This is a genomic window from Streptococcus infantis, from assembly GCF_047463635.1.
Taxonomy (GTDB): Bacteria; Bacillota; Bacilli; order Lactobacillales; family Streptococcaceae; genus Streptococcus; species Streptococcus infantis_W.
Window position 1 is genome coordinate 112,142 of record NZ_JASHDL010000004.1, and the last position, 21,270, is coordinate 133,411.

Here is a 21,270-nt window from a genome sequence, read left to right on the forward strand (position 1 = left end):
AGAAAAGCCCTTAGAAACTTTAGTTCCAAGGACTTTGTCTTCTATCTGAATCAGTTGTTAAACTGATTTTTATTTTGTTGGGATTGAGATTTCAATCAATTTTTCAGAGTAGAGGGTCTTGATATTAGCTTCATCGATATTTTGCTTTTCGATCTTGCGATTCAAGAAAAATTCTTGGATTTTTTCTATTTCTTGTTCGCGGATAGCACGATGTTTATTGGAAATGAGGATTTCATAATGAAGCGGTGCCTGAGTAAAGATAACATCAGTATTGCCTGCAGAGTAGACTTCTACGAGTGTAGCGTCGGTACTCTCCAGTTGGCTTTTAACAAGGTTTGAGTGAGAATTAGTAGTGTTGATGAGCTTCATAGGCTTTCCTCCTGTGTTTCTATTTCTATTATAGCACTTTTTGGAAAAATTGGAAAAGTTAATTTAAACTTGATGCTGTTTTTTCCAAGCTTCAATTGCCCATTTATGACTGCCACGCTTTAAGTTAGCAATGGCTTCATCGATTGGGAACCAAGCTAGATGATTGAAGTCCTCCAAAGGTTTTTGGATTTCTTGATAAGAAGTAGCTTCGTAGAGATAGGCTGGATTGTAGTAGTAGGTATCGCGATGGCTGGAATAGAAATACTCATCTGCTTGTCCATAATAAGTGCCAATCTCAGCTGTAAAACCCAATTCTTCAATTAGTTCTCGTTTGAGAGCTTCAAAATGATCTTCGCCTGCTTCAATCTCGCCACCAGGCAAGAACCATGCACCATTTGGAGCTTGAACGAGGATAATCTTTTCATGTGCTGAGTCAGGGATGACTGCATAAACACCATATCTATTTTTGTAGGTTACACCCTCTTTTTTTTCTCCAAAGGTTGGATTCGTCATAAATTTCTCCTTTATGTGTGCGCTTTCTTTCTATCATATTAAAGAATGCTCTTACTGTCAAGTAAGAACATTCTTTTAGTATGTGGAATTAGTCATTTGAGTCAACTGTTTCCAATTTATTTTTTGATTTAATCATGATTTTACCATTGCTAGTCATGACAGCCTTGAGGTTTTTCTCGCTTGGATTTTCAAGGTAGTAGTCTGTAATCGCATCTTCGATATAATCTTGGATTGTACGACGGAGTGGACGAGCTCCCATTTTTGGATCGTAACCAAGGTCTACAAGTTTTTCTTTAACCTTATCTGTTACATCCAAATGGATATTATTACTTGAGAGACGTTTATTCACATCATCCAACATAAGGTCAACGATTTGAAGGAGATTTTTCTTGCTGAGGGCCTTGAATTCGATAATGCCATCAAAACGGTTCATGAATTCTGGGCTAAAGAAGTTGCCTAATTCTCCAAGAACAGAGTTAGTACGGCCTTCTCTAGCAGCACCAAATCCAACACTAGCTTCTGCCTTACCTGTACCTGCATTTGAGGTCATGATAATGATGGCGTCTTTAAAGCTAACGGTACGACCTTGACCATCCGTTAAACGACCATCGTCCAAGACTTGAAGGAACATATGCATAACATCTGGATGGGCTTTTTCAACTTCATCCAAGAGGATCAGTGAGTAGGGGTTACGACGAACTTTTTCAGTCAATTGACCTGCTTCATCATAGCCTACGTATCCTGGAGGGGCACCAACGAGTTTAGCCACGCTGTGTTTTTCCATGTATTCACTCATGTCAAAGCGAATCATGCTGTCAGCAGAACCAAAGAGTTCGATGGCTAGCTGTTTAGAAAGTTCTGTTTTACCGACACCGGTAGGACCAACAAAAAGGAAGCTACCGATTGGACGGTTTGGAGTACCGAGTCCAACACGGTTACGACGGATAGCCTTAGCGATCTTATCAACTGCATCATCTTGACCAATAACATGAGCCTTGAGGTCATCTGCTAGGTTGATGAGTTGAGATTGTTCTTTTTCTTTCAAATCACCAACTGGAATATTAGTTTTTTGTTCGATGATGTGTTCAATCGTCTTTTCGCTGATGATTGGGGTATCCTGATCCGTTACCTTGGTCTTTTGCATTTCCTTGTATTTGGCAATCTGGTCACGGAAGTAGGCTGCTTTTTCAAAATCTTCATCGCGGGTTGCTTGTGCCTTGAGATTTTCTGCTTCGATTAAGCGTTGGTCGATGACCTTAGGGTCTACAAAATTCAAGGTTAAGTTCATTTTTGAACCAGCTTCATCTAGAAGATCAATGGCCTTGTCTGGCAAGAAACGGTCTTGGATGTAGCGATTTGAAAGAGTAGCAGCTGCTTCGATAGCGCCGTCGGTATATTGAACGTGGTGGTAATCTTCGTATTTCTTTTGGATACCTTTCAGAATAATGATGGTTTCTTCAACAGTTGGTTCATCAACCTTGACCGGTTGCATACGACGTTCAAGGGCAGCATCTTTTTCGATGATGCGGTATTCATTGAGGGTAGTAGCTCCAACAAGTTGGAGTTCGCCACGAGCTAGGGCTGGTTTGAGGATATTTCCTGCATCCATATTACCGTCTCCAGCAGAACCAGCTCCAACAATCTCATGAATCTCGTCAATGAAGAGGATGATATCATCGCGTTTGCGAATTTCCTCCATGAGTTTTTGCATGCGTTCTTCGAATTGACCACGAATACCTGTGCCTTGAACTAGGCTAACAACGTCTAAGCGAATAACTTCTTTCCCTTGAAGTTTATGAGGGACATCACCGTCAACAATTTTCTGAGCTAAACCTTCGACAACGGCTGTCTTACCAACACCAGGTTCTCCGATAAGGACTGGGTTGTTTTTTGTTCTACGGTTAAGAATTTCAATGACGCGGATGATTTCCTCGTCACGACCGATAACAGGGTCAACATTTCCACGACGAGCAATCTCAGTTACATTGATACCATATTCATCCAAGAGTCCTTTTTCCTGGATTGGTGGTGGGGTTTGGGCAGGACCACGATTTTGGGAACCATAGCCACCATTTCCACCGTATCCACCCCCTGACTGGGTTGGGGGGATATTGTTGTTATTAGAAGAAGGTCTAAAGTTGTTGAGATCGTTAAAGAAGTCTCCAAAGGGATCAAAATCACGGTTGTTTAAATCTGTAATGCCCTTGAATAAGCTATTGTTAGGATCTGTTTTGATAATTTTGTAGCAATTTTGACAAAGATCGATTTGCTTTTGTTGTCCATTGAGATTGGTATAAAGATGAATCGTTGAGTCATTGATTTTACAGTTTTGACAGAGCATACCGCCACCTCATTTCTTTCTTAGTCTTGACTAAATCTAAAAGGTCAAAAATAGTCAAACAAGTATATAATTTAATTATATCATGATTATTGGGCAATTCAAGTAAAAAGATTGGATACTAGCACTATGAATAGTAGAGCGCTAATCATGAGAAAATCTTGATAGTAAGAAAAAAATCCTATTTGTCATACAAAAAGGATTCTCGTTGGTGAAAGGCGGTGGGACAGAAATCGATAGACAAAGTCTCGATTTCGTAGTCCCAGCCCCGCGAAGATGATTAGGAGTTTTGGGAGTCTAAAAGACGAACGAAAAGTCCAATCAGCTACCGCGTCAAAGTTTGATTGCTAATAAAAAGTGAGGTCGGGATCTTTTGTCCCAACCTCTGTATATCTATTATTAGTATAGAAGTTCGTAAATTTCCATCGCAATCAAGTCGATGCTGTCAAAAGTATATGTTTCACGCGCTTCAACATCACGAAGTGTAAAGATTGGGCCATTTTCTTCATCATGGTTAAAAGCAACTTCAGCTACAACAACTCCCTCGCGCTCAAAGTTACGTTTTAAGTTACCACCATCTTTTGTCATTGCTTCTAGGCGGTTGATGATTCTAACCAAATGTGATTCCATTTTGATTCTCCTCCATTTCTTATCGTTACTATTTTACCATAAAGAGTATCCACTTGACTAGAAAAAACTAAGATTTCTCGCTATTTCTGTTTTCTTTGAAATTTTATTGAAAATAAAAGGAAAAAGATTGCATTTTTATTCAAAACATGTTATACTCATACAAGTTTTAAGTTAGAATTAGAAAGTAGTGGATTTATGAATTTTTCTTTTTTACCTAAATATCTGCCATATTTTAATTATGGTGCTCTCGTAACGATCTTGATTTCTGTTTTGGTTGTCTTTTTGGGGACAATTTTAGGGATAGTCTTGGCTTTTGGGCAACGTTCTAAAATGAAGCCCTTAGCTTGGCTTGCCAATATTTATATTTGGATTTTCCGTGGAACACCTATGATGGTACAGATCATGATTGCTTTTGCTCTTATGCACATCAATGCTCCGACAATTCAGATTGGAGTTTTGGGAGTTGATTTTTCACGTTTGATTCCAGGGATTATCATTATCTCTATGAATAGTGGTGCCTATGTGTCAGAAACAGTTCGTGCTGGTATCAATGCAGTACCTAAAGGACAATTAGAAGCAGCTTATTCACTAGGTATTCGCCCTAAGAATGCCATGCGCTATGTCATTTTGCCCCAGGCTATCAAGAATATCTTGCCAGCCTTGGGGAATGAGTTTATTACCATTATCAAGGATAGTTCACTCTTGTCAGCAATCGGTGTCATGGAATTGTGGAATGGAGCTACTACGGTGTCAACAACCACCTACCTACCTTTAACTCCACTCTTATTTGCGGCCTTTTACTACTTGATTATGACCTCTATCTTGACACTAGCCTTGAAAGCTTTTGAAAATCGTATGGGACAAGGAGAGAAAAAATAATGACTGAAACGCTTATAAAAATTGAAAATCTTCATAAAAACTTTGGGAAAAATGAAGTTTTAAAAGGAATTGATCTGGAGATTAAAAAGGGAGAAGTTGTGGTGATTATCGGACCGTCAGGTAGTGGGAAGTCAACCCTCCTTCGCTCCATGAATCTCCTCGAGGGAGCTACTAAAGGAAAAGTTATCTTTGAAGGTGTTGACATTACGGATAAGAAAAATGACCTCTTTGCCATGCGTGAAAAGATGGGAATGGTTTTCCAACAATTCAATCTCTTCCCAAATATGACAGTGAAGGAAAATATCACGCTTTCTCCTATTAAGACCAAAGGCGAAAGTAAGGAAGTGGCTGAGAAGAGAGCCCATGAGCTTTTGGAAAAGGTTGGTTTACCAGATAAGGCAGATGCTTATCCACAAAGCTTGTCGGGCGGTCAACAACAGCGGATCGCTATCGCCCGTGGTCTTGCTATGGAACCAGATGTCCTACTCTTTGATGAACCAACTTCTGCTCTAGACCCAGAAATGGTAGGAGAAGTACTAGCAGTTATGCAAGAACTTGCTAAGTCAGGAATGACCATGGTCATCGTGACGCATGAGATGGGCTTTGCGCGCGAGGTGGCAGATCGTGTCATCTTTATGGCTGATGGCGTTGTTGTTGAAGACGGAACTCCAGAGCAAGTCTTTGAACAAACTCAAGAACAAAGAACCAAGGATTTCTTGAGTAAGGTTTTGTAAGAATATCATGAAAAGCTCCAAGTGGGCTTTTTCTTATAGTTTCAGACTATAAGGTCTCTTAGGTAAGAAGTGTTAGAGGGACAAGTGTTTTTTTGATATAATAGAAGATATTTGTTAGAAAAGAGAAAACACATGACACAGATTATTGATGGCAAGGCTTTAGCAGCCAAGCTACAAGGACAATTGGCTGAAAAGACTGCGAAATTGAAGGAAGAGACAGGTTTGGTGCCTGGTTTGGTGGTTATTTTGGTTGGGGACAATCCAGCCAGTCAGGTTTACGTTCGTAACAAGGAACGTTCAGCGATAGCTGCAGGTTTCCAAAGTGAAGTTGTGCGAGTTCCTGAAACCATTACCCAAGAGGAATTGTTGGATTTGATTGCCAAATACAATCAAGATCCAGCTTGGCATGGTATTTTGGTGCAGTTACCATTACCAAAACACATCGATGAAGAAGCTGTTTTATTGGCTATTGATCCAGAAAAGGACGTGGATGGTTTTCATCCGCTCAACATGGGGCGCCTTTGGTCTGGTCATCCAGTTATGATCCCTTCAACTCCAGCTGGCATCATGGAAATGTTTCACGAGTATGGGATTGAACTAGAAGGTAAGAATGCAGTTGTCATTGGTCGTTCTAATATTGTCGGTAAACCAATGGCCCAGTTGTTATTAGCTAAGAATGCAACTGTAACCTTGACCCACTCACGAACACACAATCTTGCCAAGGTAGCTTCTAAGGCGGATATTCTTGTCGTAGCAATCGGTCGTGCTAAGTTTGTGACTGCTGACTTTGTCAAACCTGGAGCAGTTGTCATTGATGTGGGGATGAACCGAGATGAAAATGGCAAGCTCTGTGGCGATGTTGACTATGATGCTGTTGCGCCAATCACTAGCCATATCACACCTGTACCTGGTGGAGTTGGGCCTATGACCATTACCATGCTGATGGAGCAGACTTATCAGGCTGCATTGCGTAGTTTGGATAGATAATACAAGCATTGATTTTATATAGTGAAGAAACAAGTTCTAAAAAATGAACTTGTTTTTTCTTGCACTTCTTTTAATAAAATTACAGTAAAACTTCTACAAATTATTGAAAAAACTCTACTATTTTGATATATTAAAAGCATCAATATTTATATGGATAAAATAAGTAAGCGTCTAGAGGGAGGTTTATTTTTTGGAGTAAAATGTAATCGCTTACTAGAGCATTGGAAAGGAACAATAATGGATAAGAGATTTTTTGAAAGACGGTGTCATTATAGTATTCGTAAATTTGCCATTGGTGCGGCTTCAGTTATGATTGGAGCTAGTATATTTGGTCTTCAGGTGGCTCAAGCAGCTGAAACCGAAACAGCAAGTTCCAGTGAGGAAACGATTCATCAAGTTCAACCTTTAGATAAGCTTCCAGATGAGGTTGCTGCAGCCATTGCAAAAGCTGAGCAAAATGGCCCACAAGATTCTGCCACTGAAGAAGAAAATGATACTGTTGAATCCACAAAACCAGCAACTGAAGAAAAGGTGACTGAGACAACAAGTCCTAAGGTAGAAAAGGAAGCAGAAGTAGTCAGCCCTAAAGAAGACAAAGTTGAAAAAACTGAAAAACCTGCTGCTGAAGCGAATGAGAAAGAGTCTACAGTTTCAGAAGCAAGTGCTGAAAAGCCAGTAGTTCGAGAAGAACATACAGATACAACTAACCAGAATAAATCTGTAACGGACGATAAAAGCAAGGAAGAAAAAGCTTCTGCAAGTGAATCACCTCAAGCTACAAAAGAGAAGGAAAAAGAAAATCAGCTCCTTGAAGAAAGAAAACAAAATTTCAACAAAGACTGGTATTTTAAACTAAACGCTCAAGGTGACTTTTCTAAGAAAGATGTGGATGTTCATGACTGGTCTAAGTTGAACCTTCCTCATGACTGGAGTATCTATTTTGATTTTGATCACAAGTCTCCTGCTCGAAATGAGGGTGGTCAATTAAACGGGGGTACTGCCTGGTATCGTAAGACCTTCACGGTTGACGAAGCTGCTAAGGATAAGGATATTCGGATCAACTTTGATGGTGTCTACATGGACTCCAAAGTCTATGTAAATGGTAAATTTGTAGGTCATTATCCAAGTGGTTACAATCATTTTTCATACGATATTACTGAATTTTTAAATAAAGATGGTAGTGAAAATACCATTGCTGTCCAAGTTACCAATAAACAGCCAAGTAGTCGTTGGTACTCAGGAAGTGGTATCTATCGCGATGTGACTTTAAGCTATCGTGATAAGGTACAAGTGGCTGAAAATGGAAATCATATTACAACTCCAAAACTAGCTGAACAAAAAGATGGCAATGTTGAAACACAAATCCAAAGCAAGATCAAAAATACTGCCAAGACATTAGCCAAGGTATTTGTAGAGCAACAGATTTTTACTAAGGAAGGTAAGGCTGTTTCAGATTTGGTTCGTTCGGTAACTAAGAGCCTAGCAGGAAATGAGACAGCTGACTTTAAGCAAACGATTTTGGTTAATAAGCCAACCCTCTGGACAACCAAAAGCTATCATCCTCAGCTCTATGTTCTGAAAACCAAGGTTTATAAAGAAGGTCAGCTAGTTGATGTAACAGAAGATACTTTTGGCTATCGTTATTTTAACTGGACAGCTAAGGAAGGATTTTCTCTCAATGGTGAGAGAATGAAATTCCATGGGGTAAGTATTCACCATGATAATGGAGCCTTGGGGGCAGAAGAAAACTATAAGGCAACCTACCGAAAATTAAAACTCCTAAAAGATATGGGAGTTAACTCTATCCGTACAACCCACAATCCAGCAAGTCCACAGTTGCTAGATGCTGCTGCTAGTCTAGGACTCTTGGTCCAAGAAGAAGCCTTTGATACTTGGTATCGTGGCAAGAAAACTTATGACTATGGTCGTTTCTTTGACCAAGATGCAACTCACCCAGAAGCTAAGAAGGGTGAAAAGTGGTCTGATTTTGACCTCAGAACCATGGTAGAACGAGATAAAAATAATCCATCTATCGTTATGTGGTCCCTCGGTAACGAAGTGGATGAAGCAGATGGTGGTGAGCGTTCGCTAGAAACAGCCAAGCGTTTGAAAGCCATCATCAAAGCAATCGATACAGAACGCTATGTGACCATGGGTGAAAACAAATTCAGTCGTAGATCAAGCGGCTTGTTCTTAGAATTAGCTGCAATCATGGATGCTGTTGGTATGAACTATGGGGAACGGAATTATGATGCTGTTCGGAAGGAACATCCAGATTGGTTGATTTATGGTTCTGAAACCTCTTCAGCGACTCGAACTCGTGATTCTTATTTTGATCCTGCTCATTTACTCTGGCACGACAATCGCCCAAATCGTCACTATGAACAATCAGACTATGGTAATGACCGTGTAGCCTGGGGTAGAACAGCTACTGAATCTTGGACTTTTGACCGTGATCGTGCTGGCTATGCAGGTCAGTTCATCTGGACTGGTTTTGACTATATCGGTGAACCTACACCATGGCATAACCAAGATAATACACCAGTAAAAAGCTCTTATTTTGGTATCATTGATACGGCAGGCTTGCCTAAGAATGATTTCTATCTCTATCGTAGTGAATGGTATAGTGCCAAAGAAAAACCAACTGTTCGTATCATGCCTCACTGGAATTGGACTGAAGAAACGCTCAAGGAACGTAATATGCTCATCAATGGTAAGGTTCCAGTTCGGACCTTCTCAAATGCCGCTAGTGTAGAATTGTTCTTGAACAATGAGTCCCTCGGTAAGAAAGAATTTGTTAAGAAAACAACTGAAGATGGTCGCCCTTATCACGAGGGAGCTAAACCAAGTGAATTATATCTTGAGTGGTTGGTGGACTATAAACCAGGTACCTTAACTGCTATTGCTCGTGATGAAAATGGTAAAGAGATTGCGCGTGATAGTGTGACAACATCAGGGGAGCCAGCTAGAGTTCGTCTCACAAAGGAAGAGCATGTCATCACTGCAGACGGTAAAGATTTGTCTTATATCCATTATGAAATCGTTGATGAAGACGGTAATGTTGTGCCAACTGCTAATAATCTTGTTCATTTCAATCTTCATGGGCAAGGGCAAATCGTTGGTGTGGACAATGGGGAACAAGCTAGCCGTGAACGTTATAAGGCTCAGAAAGATGGTACATGGCAAAGAAAAGCCTTCAATGGTAAAGGTGTTGTCATCGTTAAATCGACTGAAAAAGAAGGTAAATTCACTCTTTATGCGGATTCTGCAGGTTTAGCCTCTGATCATGCAACAGTCACAACCGTTTCAGGCAAGAAAGAAAATCGCCATTTTGTCGCTTTTGCCCCTGTGAAGGCAAGAACTGATGTCAGCGAGGATCCTAAATTGCCAGAGACTGTGACAGCTATTTATAGCGATGGTAGTGTCGAAGAAAAAGCTGTGACTTGGGACATCCCAGAAGATCTCCTTTCAAGTGCTGGTGAGAAAAAAGTCCTTGGTAGTGTGGAAGGACTCGAAGCCAAGGCTGAAGCCCTTGTCAAGGTAGTTGCGCTTGATAAGTGGTTGCCAAAAGTAGCAACTGTCCCAGTTGGTACAGCTGTTGAAAATTTGGACAAGACTGTTACGGCTGTTTTATCAGATGGTAACTTGGTTGATGCGGATGTCGTTTCTTGGACCTTGAAAGATCCATCTGCCTTGACAAAAGAAGGTGGACGTACTGAAGCAACTGGTAAATTAGTTGGAAATGACTACGAGGTGACAGCAACCTTTATCGCAAGTGATAAGGAAACAGAAAGTACTGTTACAGGTCTCACGGTTGGTGACAAGTCTCTTGAAAACTTTGAGCCTGGAAAGACCTACTACCGAGTATCCCTTCCTTATACAGCTAAGATTCCAAATGTTGGTGCACAAACTACTGGCTACCAAGTAACTGTTCAACAAGCTTCAGCAGCTAATGATTATCAGGCTTCTGTATTCTTGAGTGACCAGAAGGGCGATTTGGTTCAAACTTATTTGATTCAATTTGTGAAAGAAGCGCCTGCCTTGACACGCTTGGAAGTAAGTGTTGAAGGAAAAGAGACTGCAACAGAAGACCAAGTTCTCCCTTATCATGTCATTGGGCATTACGAGGATGGTTCACAGACTGAATTTTCAGCGTCAGATATCCATTTGGAAGCTAAGTCAGCTGATGGTGGACATCTTGAGGTGAATGGTAAGAACTTGCTTCTTTACAAGAAAGGTAGTGTAACCCTCACTCCTCGTATTGACAATCAAACTGATAAGACTCAGTCTGTAGCAACTGAACTTGTGATAAAAGAAAATACAGTAGACAAGAAAATTGTCAAGCTACATCCTGTTTCTATCTCTACAGATATCAATCAGCAACCAAATCTGCCTGATCAAATCGGAGCAGAATTTGATAAGGGCTTGCCTCGTAAGGTAGCTGTAACTTGGGACAAGGTAGATGCCAAAGAACTTGGTTACTATCATAGCTTTACCCTTAAAGGTCATGTCGAAGGTACAGATATTGAGGCTCTTGCCAATGTGACTGTAGAAGGTTTGCAGGTTGCAGAAGAAATCAGTTTAACACTACCTAAGGGTGAAACTGTTCAATTGCCAGCTAACATACGTGCTTATCATTCTAATGGAACAACTATCTATAAAGATGTCCTTTGGGACAAGGTTCCTGAAAACTTTAGTCAGACTGAAGGTATCTATGAAATCAAGGGTCAATTAGTGGGTAGCCATCTGACTACCAAGGCCCATGTCCGTGTTTCTAGTCAAGTTGTTGCTGGAAATAATATCTCTAAACAGTGGACTGGTTCTCAATTGCCAGCTGCTATTGTATCCAATACGGGTGGTGATGATTCGGCAAGTACCCTGAACGACTTGACAGTTTCAAGAGCCAGTACAGATGTTAAGAATCGATGGACTACATGGCAAACAGGTACTGATAATGACTGGGCATCTATCTTGTTTGGTAACTCTGGTGATTTGACCAAGCGCTTTGTCGACAATCTATCAGTTGATTTCTATACAGACGGGGCAATCGGACTTCCAAAAGAATATGTTATTGAATACTATGTCGGTCAAGAAGTTCCAGATCTTCCAAATGATGTCAATAATGCTCAACGTGATACCAACCATCCATTCAACAATGCTGCCAACTGGAAAGAAGTTGAACATCTCAAAGCTCCAGGACAATTATCTGCAGGTCAAACAAACCACTTTACATTTGATAAGGTTGAAACTTATGCTGTTCGTATGCGTATGAAGAAAGCAGATGGAACTGCTGGTGTCGGTTTGACAGAAATCACTATTTTAGGAAGTAAGGTTCCAAGTGCTACCAGCTCAGAAATTTCTATCCAAGTAGATGGTAAGAAGCTTGAGCATTTCAATCCGTCTAAGACAGATTATTATATTCCTCAAGCAAGCAAGGAAATCACTGCAACAGCCAGCAACAACGGTGTGGTGACAGTTGTTCCTGCAACAAGTGAAAAAGGTGCGACACGCCTTATCTTGAAAGCAGAAGACGGAACCATCTTGAAAGAATATCGCATCTTCCGTGATGATGAAAAAGAAACAACACAACCAGTAGCTACGGAAAATAGTGCTCAGACCTTGAATGTTGGTGATCAACTTCAATTGCCTGCCGAAGTAACGGTCTACTATCCATCACAGACTGGCTGGGTTAAAGCTAACCTTGCTGTCCAATGGGATGCAGTTCCAGAACATGCGACTGCCCAAGAAGGTAACTTTGAAGTGCTTGGTCATGTTCTAGGAACAGACTTAACAACCAAGATGCAAGTAACAGTTGTTACAAAAGGTAATCAAGTTATCTCAGAAAATGCAAGCAATAATGCGACAGATTCTAAAGCCTTTGCATCTACTACAAATGATACACAAGCAGCTTCTCGGGATAAAATTTTCTATATCAACGATGGTCACTTTAACGAAGATGGACGTTGGACTAACTGGTCTCGTACTCCGAAAGATCAAGAAACATCTGTGGGAATTCTCTTTAAGAAGAATGGTCAGATTACACCTCAGTCTGTTGGAAAAGTAGCTATTCAGTTCTTTAAGGACAGTGGAACAGACGCACCAGCGACAATGGTATTAGAAAGATATGTTGGGCCTGCCTATACAGAACCAAGCACTATTTCTCGCTATGAAGAGAATGCGGATCATCCATTTAACAAGGCAGAGAACTGGCAAGAAATTCCTTATAAGGCGTCTGGAGAAATCGTGGCTGGTAAGCCAATCGAATTTACCTTTGATCCAATTCAGACAACAGCTATTCGAGCACGCATGACTCGTAAATCGACAACTAATGGTCTAGCAATGGTTGAGTTTAGTGCTTACTCTCCTGCTAAAGCAAACGATGTGGAAACTCCTTCAGTGACTATTTCGGTTGCTGGAAAAGCATTGGAAAATTTTGATCCTGAGGTTTCAGATTATACAGTGAACTTAAATGGAACTAAACCACAGGTGACTGCTCAAGCAAGTGGTCACGGTGTGACAACGGTTGTTGAGTCTAGTCAGGATAACCTTCCTACTCTTGTCCGTCTTCTTGCTAAGGATGGTAGTCTTGTCAAGGAATATCGTATTCACTTCAAACCTAGTCACCGTATAGTTCCTGAAGAAGGCGACCAAAGTCCTGTTCTCGAACGACCAAGTCTAGAAGTTGTGAAGACTCCAATTCTATTTAAAGAAATCATACGTGAAAACAATGATTTAGATCAAGATGAACGTCGTGTAATCTCAGAAGGTAAGAACGGTGAAAGAGTTGATTATGTTGAAGTCTTAGGATCTAACCGTACAACTGTTCATACAGATACGACTGAGGCGCAAGATCGAATTGTTGAAGTTAAGGTCAAACCTGTCATTACTACTAGCAAAGGTGACGAGCCAGCTCCAGTCGTAGAAGTTCCAGAATTTGAGGGCGGCGTCAATGCTGCTGAAGCTGCCAAGCATGAGTTGCCAGAATACACAGAAGCAATTGGGACAGCAGGTGACGAGCCAGCTCCAGTCGTAGAAGTTCCAGAATTTGAGGGCGGCGTCAATGCTGCTGAAGCTGCCAGGCATGAATTGCCAGAATACACAGGAGCGATCGGGACAGCAGGCGACGAGCCAGCCCCAGTCGTAGAAATCCCAGAATTTGAGGGTGGCGTCAATGCAGTAGAGGCTTCTAAGCATGAGTTGCCAGAATACACAGATACACTTGGTACAGTAGGCGACGAACCAGCTCCAGTGGTAGAAGTCCCAGAATTTGATGGTGGCGTCAATGCAGTAGAAGCCGCTAAAAACGAGTTGCCAGAATACACAGAGGCAGTTGGCACAGTAGGCGATGAGCCAGCTCCAGTAGTAGAAGTGCCAGAATTTGAGGGCGGCGTCAATGCAATAGAAGCCGCTAAAAACGAGTTGCCAGAATACACAGAGGCAGTTGGCACAGTAGGCGATGAGCCAGCTCCAGTAGTAGAAATCCCAGAATTCAAGGGTGGTGTCAATGCAGTAGAGGCAGCTAAGAATGAAGTCCCAGAATTTACAGGTGGCGTCAATGCTCTAGAAGCCGCTAAGAATGAATTGCCAGAATACACAGAAGCAATCGGCACAGTAGGCGACGAACCAGCTCCTGTAGTAGAAGTGCCAGAATTTGAGGGCGGAGTCAATGCAGTAGAAGCCGCTAAAAACGAGTTGCCAGAATACACAGAAGCAATCGGCACAGTAGGCAACGAACCAGCTCCAGTAGTAGAAGTGCCAGAATTTGAAGGTGGTGTCAATGCAGTAGAAGCCGCTAAAAATGAGTTGCCAGAGTACACAGAAGCAATCGGCACAGTAGGCGACGAACCAGCTCCGGTAGTAGAAATTCCAGAATTTGATGGTGGCGTCAATGCAGTAGAAGCCGCTAAGCATGAGTTGCCAGAATACACAGAAGCAATCGGCACAGTAGGCGACGAACCAGCTCCGGTAGTAGAAGTCCCAGAATTTACAGGTAGCGTTAATGCTGTGGAAGCAGCTAAAAACGAGTTGCCAGAATACACAGAAGCAATCGGCACAGTAGGCGATGAGCCAGCTCCAGTAGTAGAAATCCCAGAATTTGATGGTGGCGTCAATGCAGTAGAAGCCGCTAAAAACGAGTTACCAGAATACACAGAAGCAATCGGTACAGTAGGCGACGAACCAGCCCCAAGTGTGGAAAAACCAACTGCAGAGGTTCAAATCTTATCTGATAAGGAAACTGGAGTTCTGGTAGCAGGGCTATCTCAAGACTTGGATGCTAATCTCAAGCTTCAAGTTCAAAAGGTTCTACGCCAAGAATTAGCTGGTAAGCAATACGATGCTTATCAAGTGAAATTGCTAGATAAAGATAACCAAATGGTTGATCCAAAAGGTGCAGTTCTAGTGAGATTGCCAGTCAAGGGTCAGGTTCAAGGAGTTTATCACATGAGCTTAGATCAAGGCTTGCAGGTTCAAAAGGTGACGCTTGTAGGTGACACAGTTGAATTTGTCACCAAAGATCTAGGACTTTATGCGATTGTCTATAAAGAACAAAACCAAGAACCAGTAGAACAAGCTCATGGGGAGGTTTCTGGAAATAATCCAGGAAAAGCAAGTGCAGCAAGACTTCCAGAAACAGGTGAAAGTCGATCTGATACAGCTGCCTTCCTAGCAAGTCTCAGTCTTGTTTTATCAGTAGCTCTACTAACTGTTAAACGTAAAGAAAAATAGAGTTTGGAACTCTACATTGCTGATTGATTGTAGAAATACTTGGACTATCCCAGTGGATAGGATGGAAAAATGCTACAACCATATGGAGAGGACCTCTAGGTTCTCTCCATTTTTTTAAATAGGGATGAAACCGCTTAGATGAGTGGTTGGAGGAAAGGAATAGAAGAAAGATGGATCATCAATTTTTTGAGAAACGTTGTCATTATAGCATTCGAAAATTTGCAATAGGAGCAGCTTCAGTTATGGTTGGCGCGAGTATCTTTGGAGCCAGTATGGTACAAGCTGCAGAGACAGAGCCCGCACTAGAAGCAGAAACAAGTCTTACACAGCTTCCACCAGAGGATAAGTTATCACCAGAATTGGCAGGCGCTATTAAAAGTGCAGAGGCAGACTTTGTTTCAGAGACTAAAGTGGCTAAGTCCCAAGTTCTCGAAGAAACTTCTTCAAAACCAGTAGAAACTAAAAATTCTACAGTAGAGGAGAAAAGTACCACCGTAGAAAATGCTTCTACAGAAGTAGCTCCTACTGAGACCAATGCAGTAACAGAACCTACGAAACCAGCTGAAGTAAATGGAACGGTGGAAAAAGCTGATACATTCACGACGGATAAACCTGCAAGTAAAGCAGAAATTGATGCTGCAAAATCTCAAGTAGCTAAAAAAGAATATACGGTATTTCCAAGACCTCAAAAGGTTACTTATGGCGATGGCGTCACTGCTCTAGAAGGAAAGGTAAATCTTGTCTTTAGCGATGGCTTAGATATTTATACACGTAACCGTGCCAAAGAAGTTCTCCAAGCTAGTAATGTGTCTTACACTACCAGTACAAAAGCTACAGAAGGGGCGACCAACATTTTCCTTGGAGTGCGTGGGAAAGCTCCTCTGGCAGAAAAAGATGTCCAAGATATTTCGTCTGGTCTATACGATAAAATTGATGCCTATGTCTTGCGCGTGAAGGACAATAAAATTTCGATCGTTGGAAAGGATACGGATGCTGTCTTCTTTGGACTAACAACCTTGAAACAGATGCTGAAGGAGAGTCCTGTCCCAGTTCTTCGCGATGTGACAGTAGAAGACTATGCAGAAGTGAAGAATCGTGGCTTTATCGAAGGCTATTATGGAAATCCTTGGACTAAGGAAAACCGTGAGGAGTTGATGCGCTATGGTGGCGACTTAAAGCTAACTCAGTACTTTTTTGCGCCAAAAGACGATCCCTATCACAATGCTAAATGGCGTGAACTCTATCCAGAAGAAAAAATGGCAAAGATTCGTGATCTAGCTCGTGTGGGGAATGAAACAAAGACTCGCTATGTATGGACCATCCATCCATTTATGCATAACAAGATGCGTTTTGACACGGATGAATTATATAAACAAGATTTAGATGTCATTAAAGCGAAATTCACCCAATTGCTGGATGCAGGTGTGCGTGAATTTGGGGTTCTAGCTGATGATGCGGCCTGGCCTGTTGGTGGCTACAATAGTTATGTTCGGTTAATGACTGACCTGACAAATTGGCTAACTGAACAAGAAACAAAATACAGTGGCCTTCGTAAAGATATGATTTTCGTTCCAGCCTGGTATATGGGACAAGGGACAGAAGATGAACTTCGTACGCTCAACGAACGCCTTCCAGAAACGGTCCATTTAACTCTAACAGGAGGAAAAGTTTGGGGTGCAGTTGACCAAACCTTCCTAACAAATTTGAAGAAGAATTTGACAGAAGGTGGCAAGAAGTATCGTCCGATTCATTTCTGGATCAACTGGCCTTGTAATGATAATACCAAGCAACACTTGATTCTGGGTGGTGGTGAAAAATTCTTACATCCCAATGTTGATTTGTCCTTGGCGCAGGGCATCATGCTAAATCCGATGCAACAATCCGAAGCTTCAAAGGTAGCCCTCTTTGATGTGGCTCAGTATGGTTGGAAACAATGGAGAAGTGCGGAAGAAGCTGAAAGAATCAATGATATGGCCTTTAACTATGTGGTCAATGGAAATTTTGAGGAAAGTGATGTATCAAAAGCCTTTCGTGAACTTGGTAAGCATATGCGCAACCAAAACCGCCCTCCACATGTCACAAAATTGGAAGAATCTGTTGAGCTTGCACCTAAATTGACAGACTTTTATAACAAATTGAAGACTGGTCAAAATGTAGATGCAGAGAGAAAAGAATTAAAGGATATCTTTGCAAACTTGAAGGCTGACGCCCTCCTTCTGAAAGAAAAAGGGGACAAGAAGCTTATTGACCAAATCCACTACTGGTTAGACAATACAGTGGATCAGATGGATGCTTTAGAAGCTTTGCTGACAGCGACAGAAGGTCTGGCTGAAAAGAATGATGCTAAGGTTTGGGAGCATTATTATGCTGGGGTTAAGTATTACGATCAGTCCATTAGTTATTCCTTCTTCTATGTAGACCATTATGAACGGGCAGAGTTTGGAGTGCAACATATTCGTCCATTTATCAATAACTTAAAGGAATACTTGGCTACGCATATCCAGACTATGCTGCATCCTGATAAACTTGTGACCACCTTTATTACCAACCGTGCGGGGATTGAAGGAGGTCTTGCAGAAGTAACAGATGGCGACTTGGATACTCATGCGATTGTCAAGACGACAACCGTTATTGAACGAGATGATTATGTAGGTCTTCGTTTCAATAAAGCCATTAAGGTTCATACGCTAGGTTTTGCTACAGGAACAAAGACAGCCGATAATTATACCTTCGGAAATGCCCTTGTCGAGTATCAAAACGAACAGGGCGACTGGGTAGCACTCACAAGTCCAGCCTACACAGGTAGAGAACGTACGCTTGAATTTACTAATCTTGATATTACGGCACAAGCAGTTCGTATGCGTGCCACTGCTAAAAAAGATAATGCTTGGCTTGCCATGCGTGAGATTGCTGTCAATAGACCGCTCGAACTTGGAAGCAAGAAGGTAAAAGGAACCATTACCCTAAGTCCAAACTTAGTTTACAAGTATGGAACCAGTGTACTTCAAATGCAAGATGGCAAAGATAACACCGAATCCATGATGGCTCATGCTAATCAAACGAATGTGACTCCAGAAAATGCTTGGGTTCAAATGGACTTGGGTGGAGCTAAGAAAGTGAAACATGTTCATCTAGTTCAAGGGGAAGGTGACAAACTAGCAGCTGGTGTCATCGAATATTCTACAGACGGTACAAACTGGAAGACACTTCAGACCTTAGCTGGGGATCGAATTTCAGATATTAGTCAAGACTTCACAGCCCAATACGTTCGTGTCCGTAATACACAAGTTCTCAGCAAATGGTGGAGAATTGCGAACTTTACGGTTGATGTCGATACACCAAATACTGATTTGACCGTCACCAATGTCGACAGCTTGAAGGAAACGCCAGTAGTGGACAGCCGTGGTCGTTATGAAATGACCTTACCTCAAGGGAGTCATCTTCCAGCAAATGGATACCTTGGCTTGAAATTGGACCGTCTCCATGAAGCGGAATCTATTGCACTTGAAGGTGCAGGTGAAACAGGTTTGACACTGGAATATTCAGCAAATGAAGTAGAATGGCTGACCGCTGACCAACTTCCAGAACACGCCTTGGTGCGCTATGTACGCATCGTGAACAAGACAGGTAAGGACCAAGCGCTTCCTACTGGAAAATTAGTCGTTAAGACAAAAGAAGTGGATCCAACTGAACTCTTATCAACCACTATGGGTATTCACCAATATTATGGTGCTAATGATGTTCGTCGCGTACACAACCTTGGTCAACTATTTGATGGAGACTTTAATAATTTTGTAGAATTTTCTGATTACCAACGTAAAAACGGGGAAATTGTCATGAAACTTGGCACAACTCGTCACATCAAGAAGATTCGTGCCTATATTCAGGATGCTCAGCGTAATTATTTGCGTGATGGAAAGATTCAAGTCAGTGAAGATGGTAAGAATTGGACGGATGTTGTAACAGTCGGAGATGGTGTGGAAAATGAAATTCGTGATAATTCCTTGACCGACGGCTGGACACATGATTCTGCCAACCCAGGCAACCGTTATATCGAAGGTGTTCTGGATCAACCAGTAACTGCTAAGTTCATGCGTGTTCTCTTTACAGCGGATTATAATGCTCGTTTTGTAGGATTTAGCGAAATCGTGATCAATGATGGTGAATTTATCAATCCTGAAAATAATCCTACAGTGACAGGAACTGGTAGCGAAGAAGCGGATAACCTGAAGAAAAATATGACTGACGGTAATGTATTGACAAGCTATGCAGCTACTGAAGATAAAGGAGAGCTTGTTTATCATTTATCTGAAGAAACCAAGGTCAATCATGTTCGCTTGATTGCTGACTTGCCAGAAGGTGCAAAAGTAAATGTCCAAGTTCGTACCTTGAATGATGCTGGTGAATCAGTATGGAAAAACTTGGGTGAAGTCAGATCAAGTTTCCAAACCTTTACCCTTTCAGGAAAAAATCCACGGATTCTCGATGTAAAAGTTTCTTGGGAAGGTGGAGAACCAGAGTTCTACGAAATGACTACCTTCTATCAAGAAGTGGTAGACGATCCAGCACCGACAACAAGTAAAGGAGACGAACCAGCTCCGGTAGTAGAAGTCCCAGAATTTGAGGGCGGCGTCAATGCAGTAGAAGCCGCTAAAAACGAGTTGCCAGAATACACAGAGGCAGTTGGCACAGCAGGTGATGAGCCAGCTCCAGTAGTAGAAGTCCCAGAATTCAAGGGTGGTGTCAATGCAGTAGAAGCCGCTAAGCATGAGTTGCCAGAGTACACAGATGCAATCGGCACAGTAGGCGATGATCCAGCTCCGGTAGTAGAAGTGCCAGAATTTGAGGGCGGTGTTAATGCAGTAGAAGCAGCAAAGCATGAGTTGCCAGAATACACAGAAGCAATCGGCACAGTAGGCGACGAACCAGCTCCAGTAGTAGAAGTCCCAGAATTTACAGGTGGCGTCAATGCTGTGGAAGCCGCTAAGCATGAGTTGCCAGAATGCACAGATGAAATTGGTACAGCAGGTGACGAGCCAGCACCAGTAGTAGAAGTCCCAGAATTTGAGGGCGGTGTTAATGCTGTAGAAGCAGCTAAGCATGAGTTGCCAGAATACACAGAAGCAATCGGGACGGTAGGTGACGATCCAGCTCCAGTGGTAGAAGTCCCAGAATTTGAAGGTGGTGTCAATGCAGTAGAAGCCGCTAAGAACGAAGTTCCAGAATTTACAGGTAGCGTTAATGCTGTGGAAGCAGCCAAGAACGAGTTGCCAGAATACACAGGAACATTGGCTACAGTGGGAAATGAGCCAGCTCCAAGTGTGGAAAAACCAGCTGCAGAGGTTCAAATCTTATCTGATAAGGAAACTGGAGTTCTGGTAGCAGGACTATCTCAAGACTTGGATGCTAATCTCAAGCTTCAAGTTCAAAAGGTTCTACGCCAAGAATTAGCTGGTAAACACTACGATGCTTATCAAGTGAAATTGCTGGATAAAGATAACCAAATGGTTGATCCAAAAGGTGCAGTTCTAGTGAGATTGCCAGTCAAGGGTCAGGTTCAAGAGGTTTATCACATGAGCTTAGATCAAGGCTTGCAGGTTCAAAAGGTAACGTTAGTAGGTGACACAGTTGAATTTGTCACCAAAGATCTAGGACTTTATGCGATTGTCTATAAAGAACAAAATCAAGAACCAGTAGAATTAGCTCATGGAGAGGTTTCTGGAAATAATCCAGGAAAAGCAAGTGCAGCAAGACTTCCAGAAACAGGTGAAACTCAATCTGATACAGCTGCCTTCCTAGCAAGCCTCAGTCTTGTTTTATCAGTGGCTCTACTAACTGTTAAACGTAAAGAAAAATAAGGCTGATAACTTCCAGCTCTTAAAAAGCTAACCATTATAAAAGAAGAGGCTGGGACAAAAGTCCTAGCCTCTCGATTGTCTTTGGATTGTCGAGCAAGACGCAGTGGTTGAGTGGGTTCTACTACGCTGATTTCATCAGCTTTTACAGCCCTGCTCAACTGTGCGGAGGTGGGACGGTGAAATCGAATTCTAACGAATTACCGATTTCTGTCCCACACTCTTTATTAATTGGGTA

General features: G+C 41.9%; 8 protein-coding genes and 2 pseudogenes. 6 read left to right on the top strand and 4 right to left on the bottom strand.

Going from position 1 to position 21,270, the window contains the following annotated elements:
* Positions 1 to 69 precede the first annotated feature (69 nt).
* The 4 genes from QM867_RS04105 to QM867_RS04120 form a co-directional block, all read right to left on the bottom strand.
* Entirely contained in the window at positions 70 to 369 is a 300-nt protein-coding gene (locus QM867_RS04105) for a DUF1827 family protein (protein ID WP_000767183.1), read from the bottom strand.
* A 63-nt stretch (positions 370 to 432) separates the two neighbouring features.
* Positions 433 to 882 carry an NUDIX hydrolase gene (locus QM867_RS04110; RefSeq protein ID WP_075231556.1) on the bottom strand — a complete coding sequence of 150 codons (450 nt, stop codon included), beginning with the start codon at positions 880 to 882 and terminating at the stop codon, positions 433 to 435.
* Between the two features lie 88 nt (positions 883 to 970).
* The gene (locus QM867_RS04115) at positions 971 to 3,223 is read right to left on the bottom strand and encodes an AAA family ATPase (protein ID WP_414315216.1); all 2,253 of its coding nucleotides are present in this window, start codon (positions 3,221 to 3,223) and stop codon (positions 971 to 973) included.
* A 396-nt stretch (positions 3,224 to 3,619) separates the two neighbouring features.
* Positions 3,620 to 3,850, bottom strand: coding sequence for a DUF1797 family protein (locus tag QM867_RS04120; RefSeq protein WP_000443576.1), 231 nt, complete (start codon positions 3,848 to 3,850; stop codon positions 3,620 to 3,622).
* A 195-nt stretch (positions 3,851 to 4,045) separates the two neighbouring features.
* On the opposite strand from QM867_RS04120, the gene QM867_RS04125 reads away from it, so the two are divergent.
* The 6 genes and pseudogenes from QM867_RS04125 to QM867_RS04150 all read left to right on the top strand — a co-directional run.
* Positions 4,046 to 4,729: an amino acid ABC transporter permease gene (locus tag QM867_RS04125; protein ID WP_414315217.1), complete on the top strand. Its 684-nt coding sequence runs from the start codon at positions 4,046 to 4,048 to the stop codon at positions 4,727 to 4,729.
* The gene (locus tag QM867_RS04130) at positions 4,729 to 5,463 is read left to right on the top strand and encodes an amino acid ABC transporter ATP-binding protein (protein ID WP_414315218.1); all 735 of its coding nucleotides are present in this window, start codon (positions 4,729 to 4,731) and stop codon (positions 5,461 to 5,463) included. Before QM867_RS04125 ends, QM867_RS04130 begins: the two co-directional genes overlap by 1 nt.
* Before the next feature lie 132 nt (positions 5,464 to 5,595).
* Positions 5,596 to 6,450 carry a bifunctional methylenetetrahydrofolate dehydrogenase/methenyltetrahydrofolate cyclohydrolase gene (locus QM867_RS04135; protein ID WP_371607445.1) on the top strand — a complete coding sequence of 285 codons (855 nt, stop codon included), beginning with the start codon at positions 5,596 to 5,598 and terminating at the stop codon, positions 6,448 to 6,450.
* 237 nt (positions 6,451 to 6,687) lie between these two features.
* On the top strand, positions 6,688 to 15,177 hold the full coding sequence (locus tag QM867_RS04140; protein ID WP_414315219.1) for an SIALI-17 repeat-containing surface protein: 8,490 nt from the start codon (positions 6,688 to 6,690) through the stop codon (positions 15,175 to 15,177).
* 170 nt (positions 15,178 to 15,347) lie between these two features.
* Positions 15,348 to 15,416, top strand: a pseudogene (locus QM867_RS04145) (YSIRK-type signal peptide-containing protein); the annotation flags it as partial.
* Between the two features lie 279 nt (positions 15,417 to 15,695).
* Positions 15,696 to 21,035, top strand: a pseudogene (locus QM867_RS04150) (SIALI-17 repeat-containing surface protein); the annotation flags it as partial.
* Between the last annotated feature and the right edge of the window lie 235 nt (positions 21,036 to 21,270).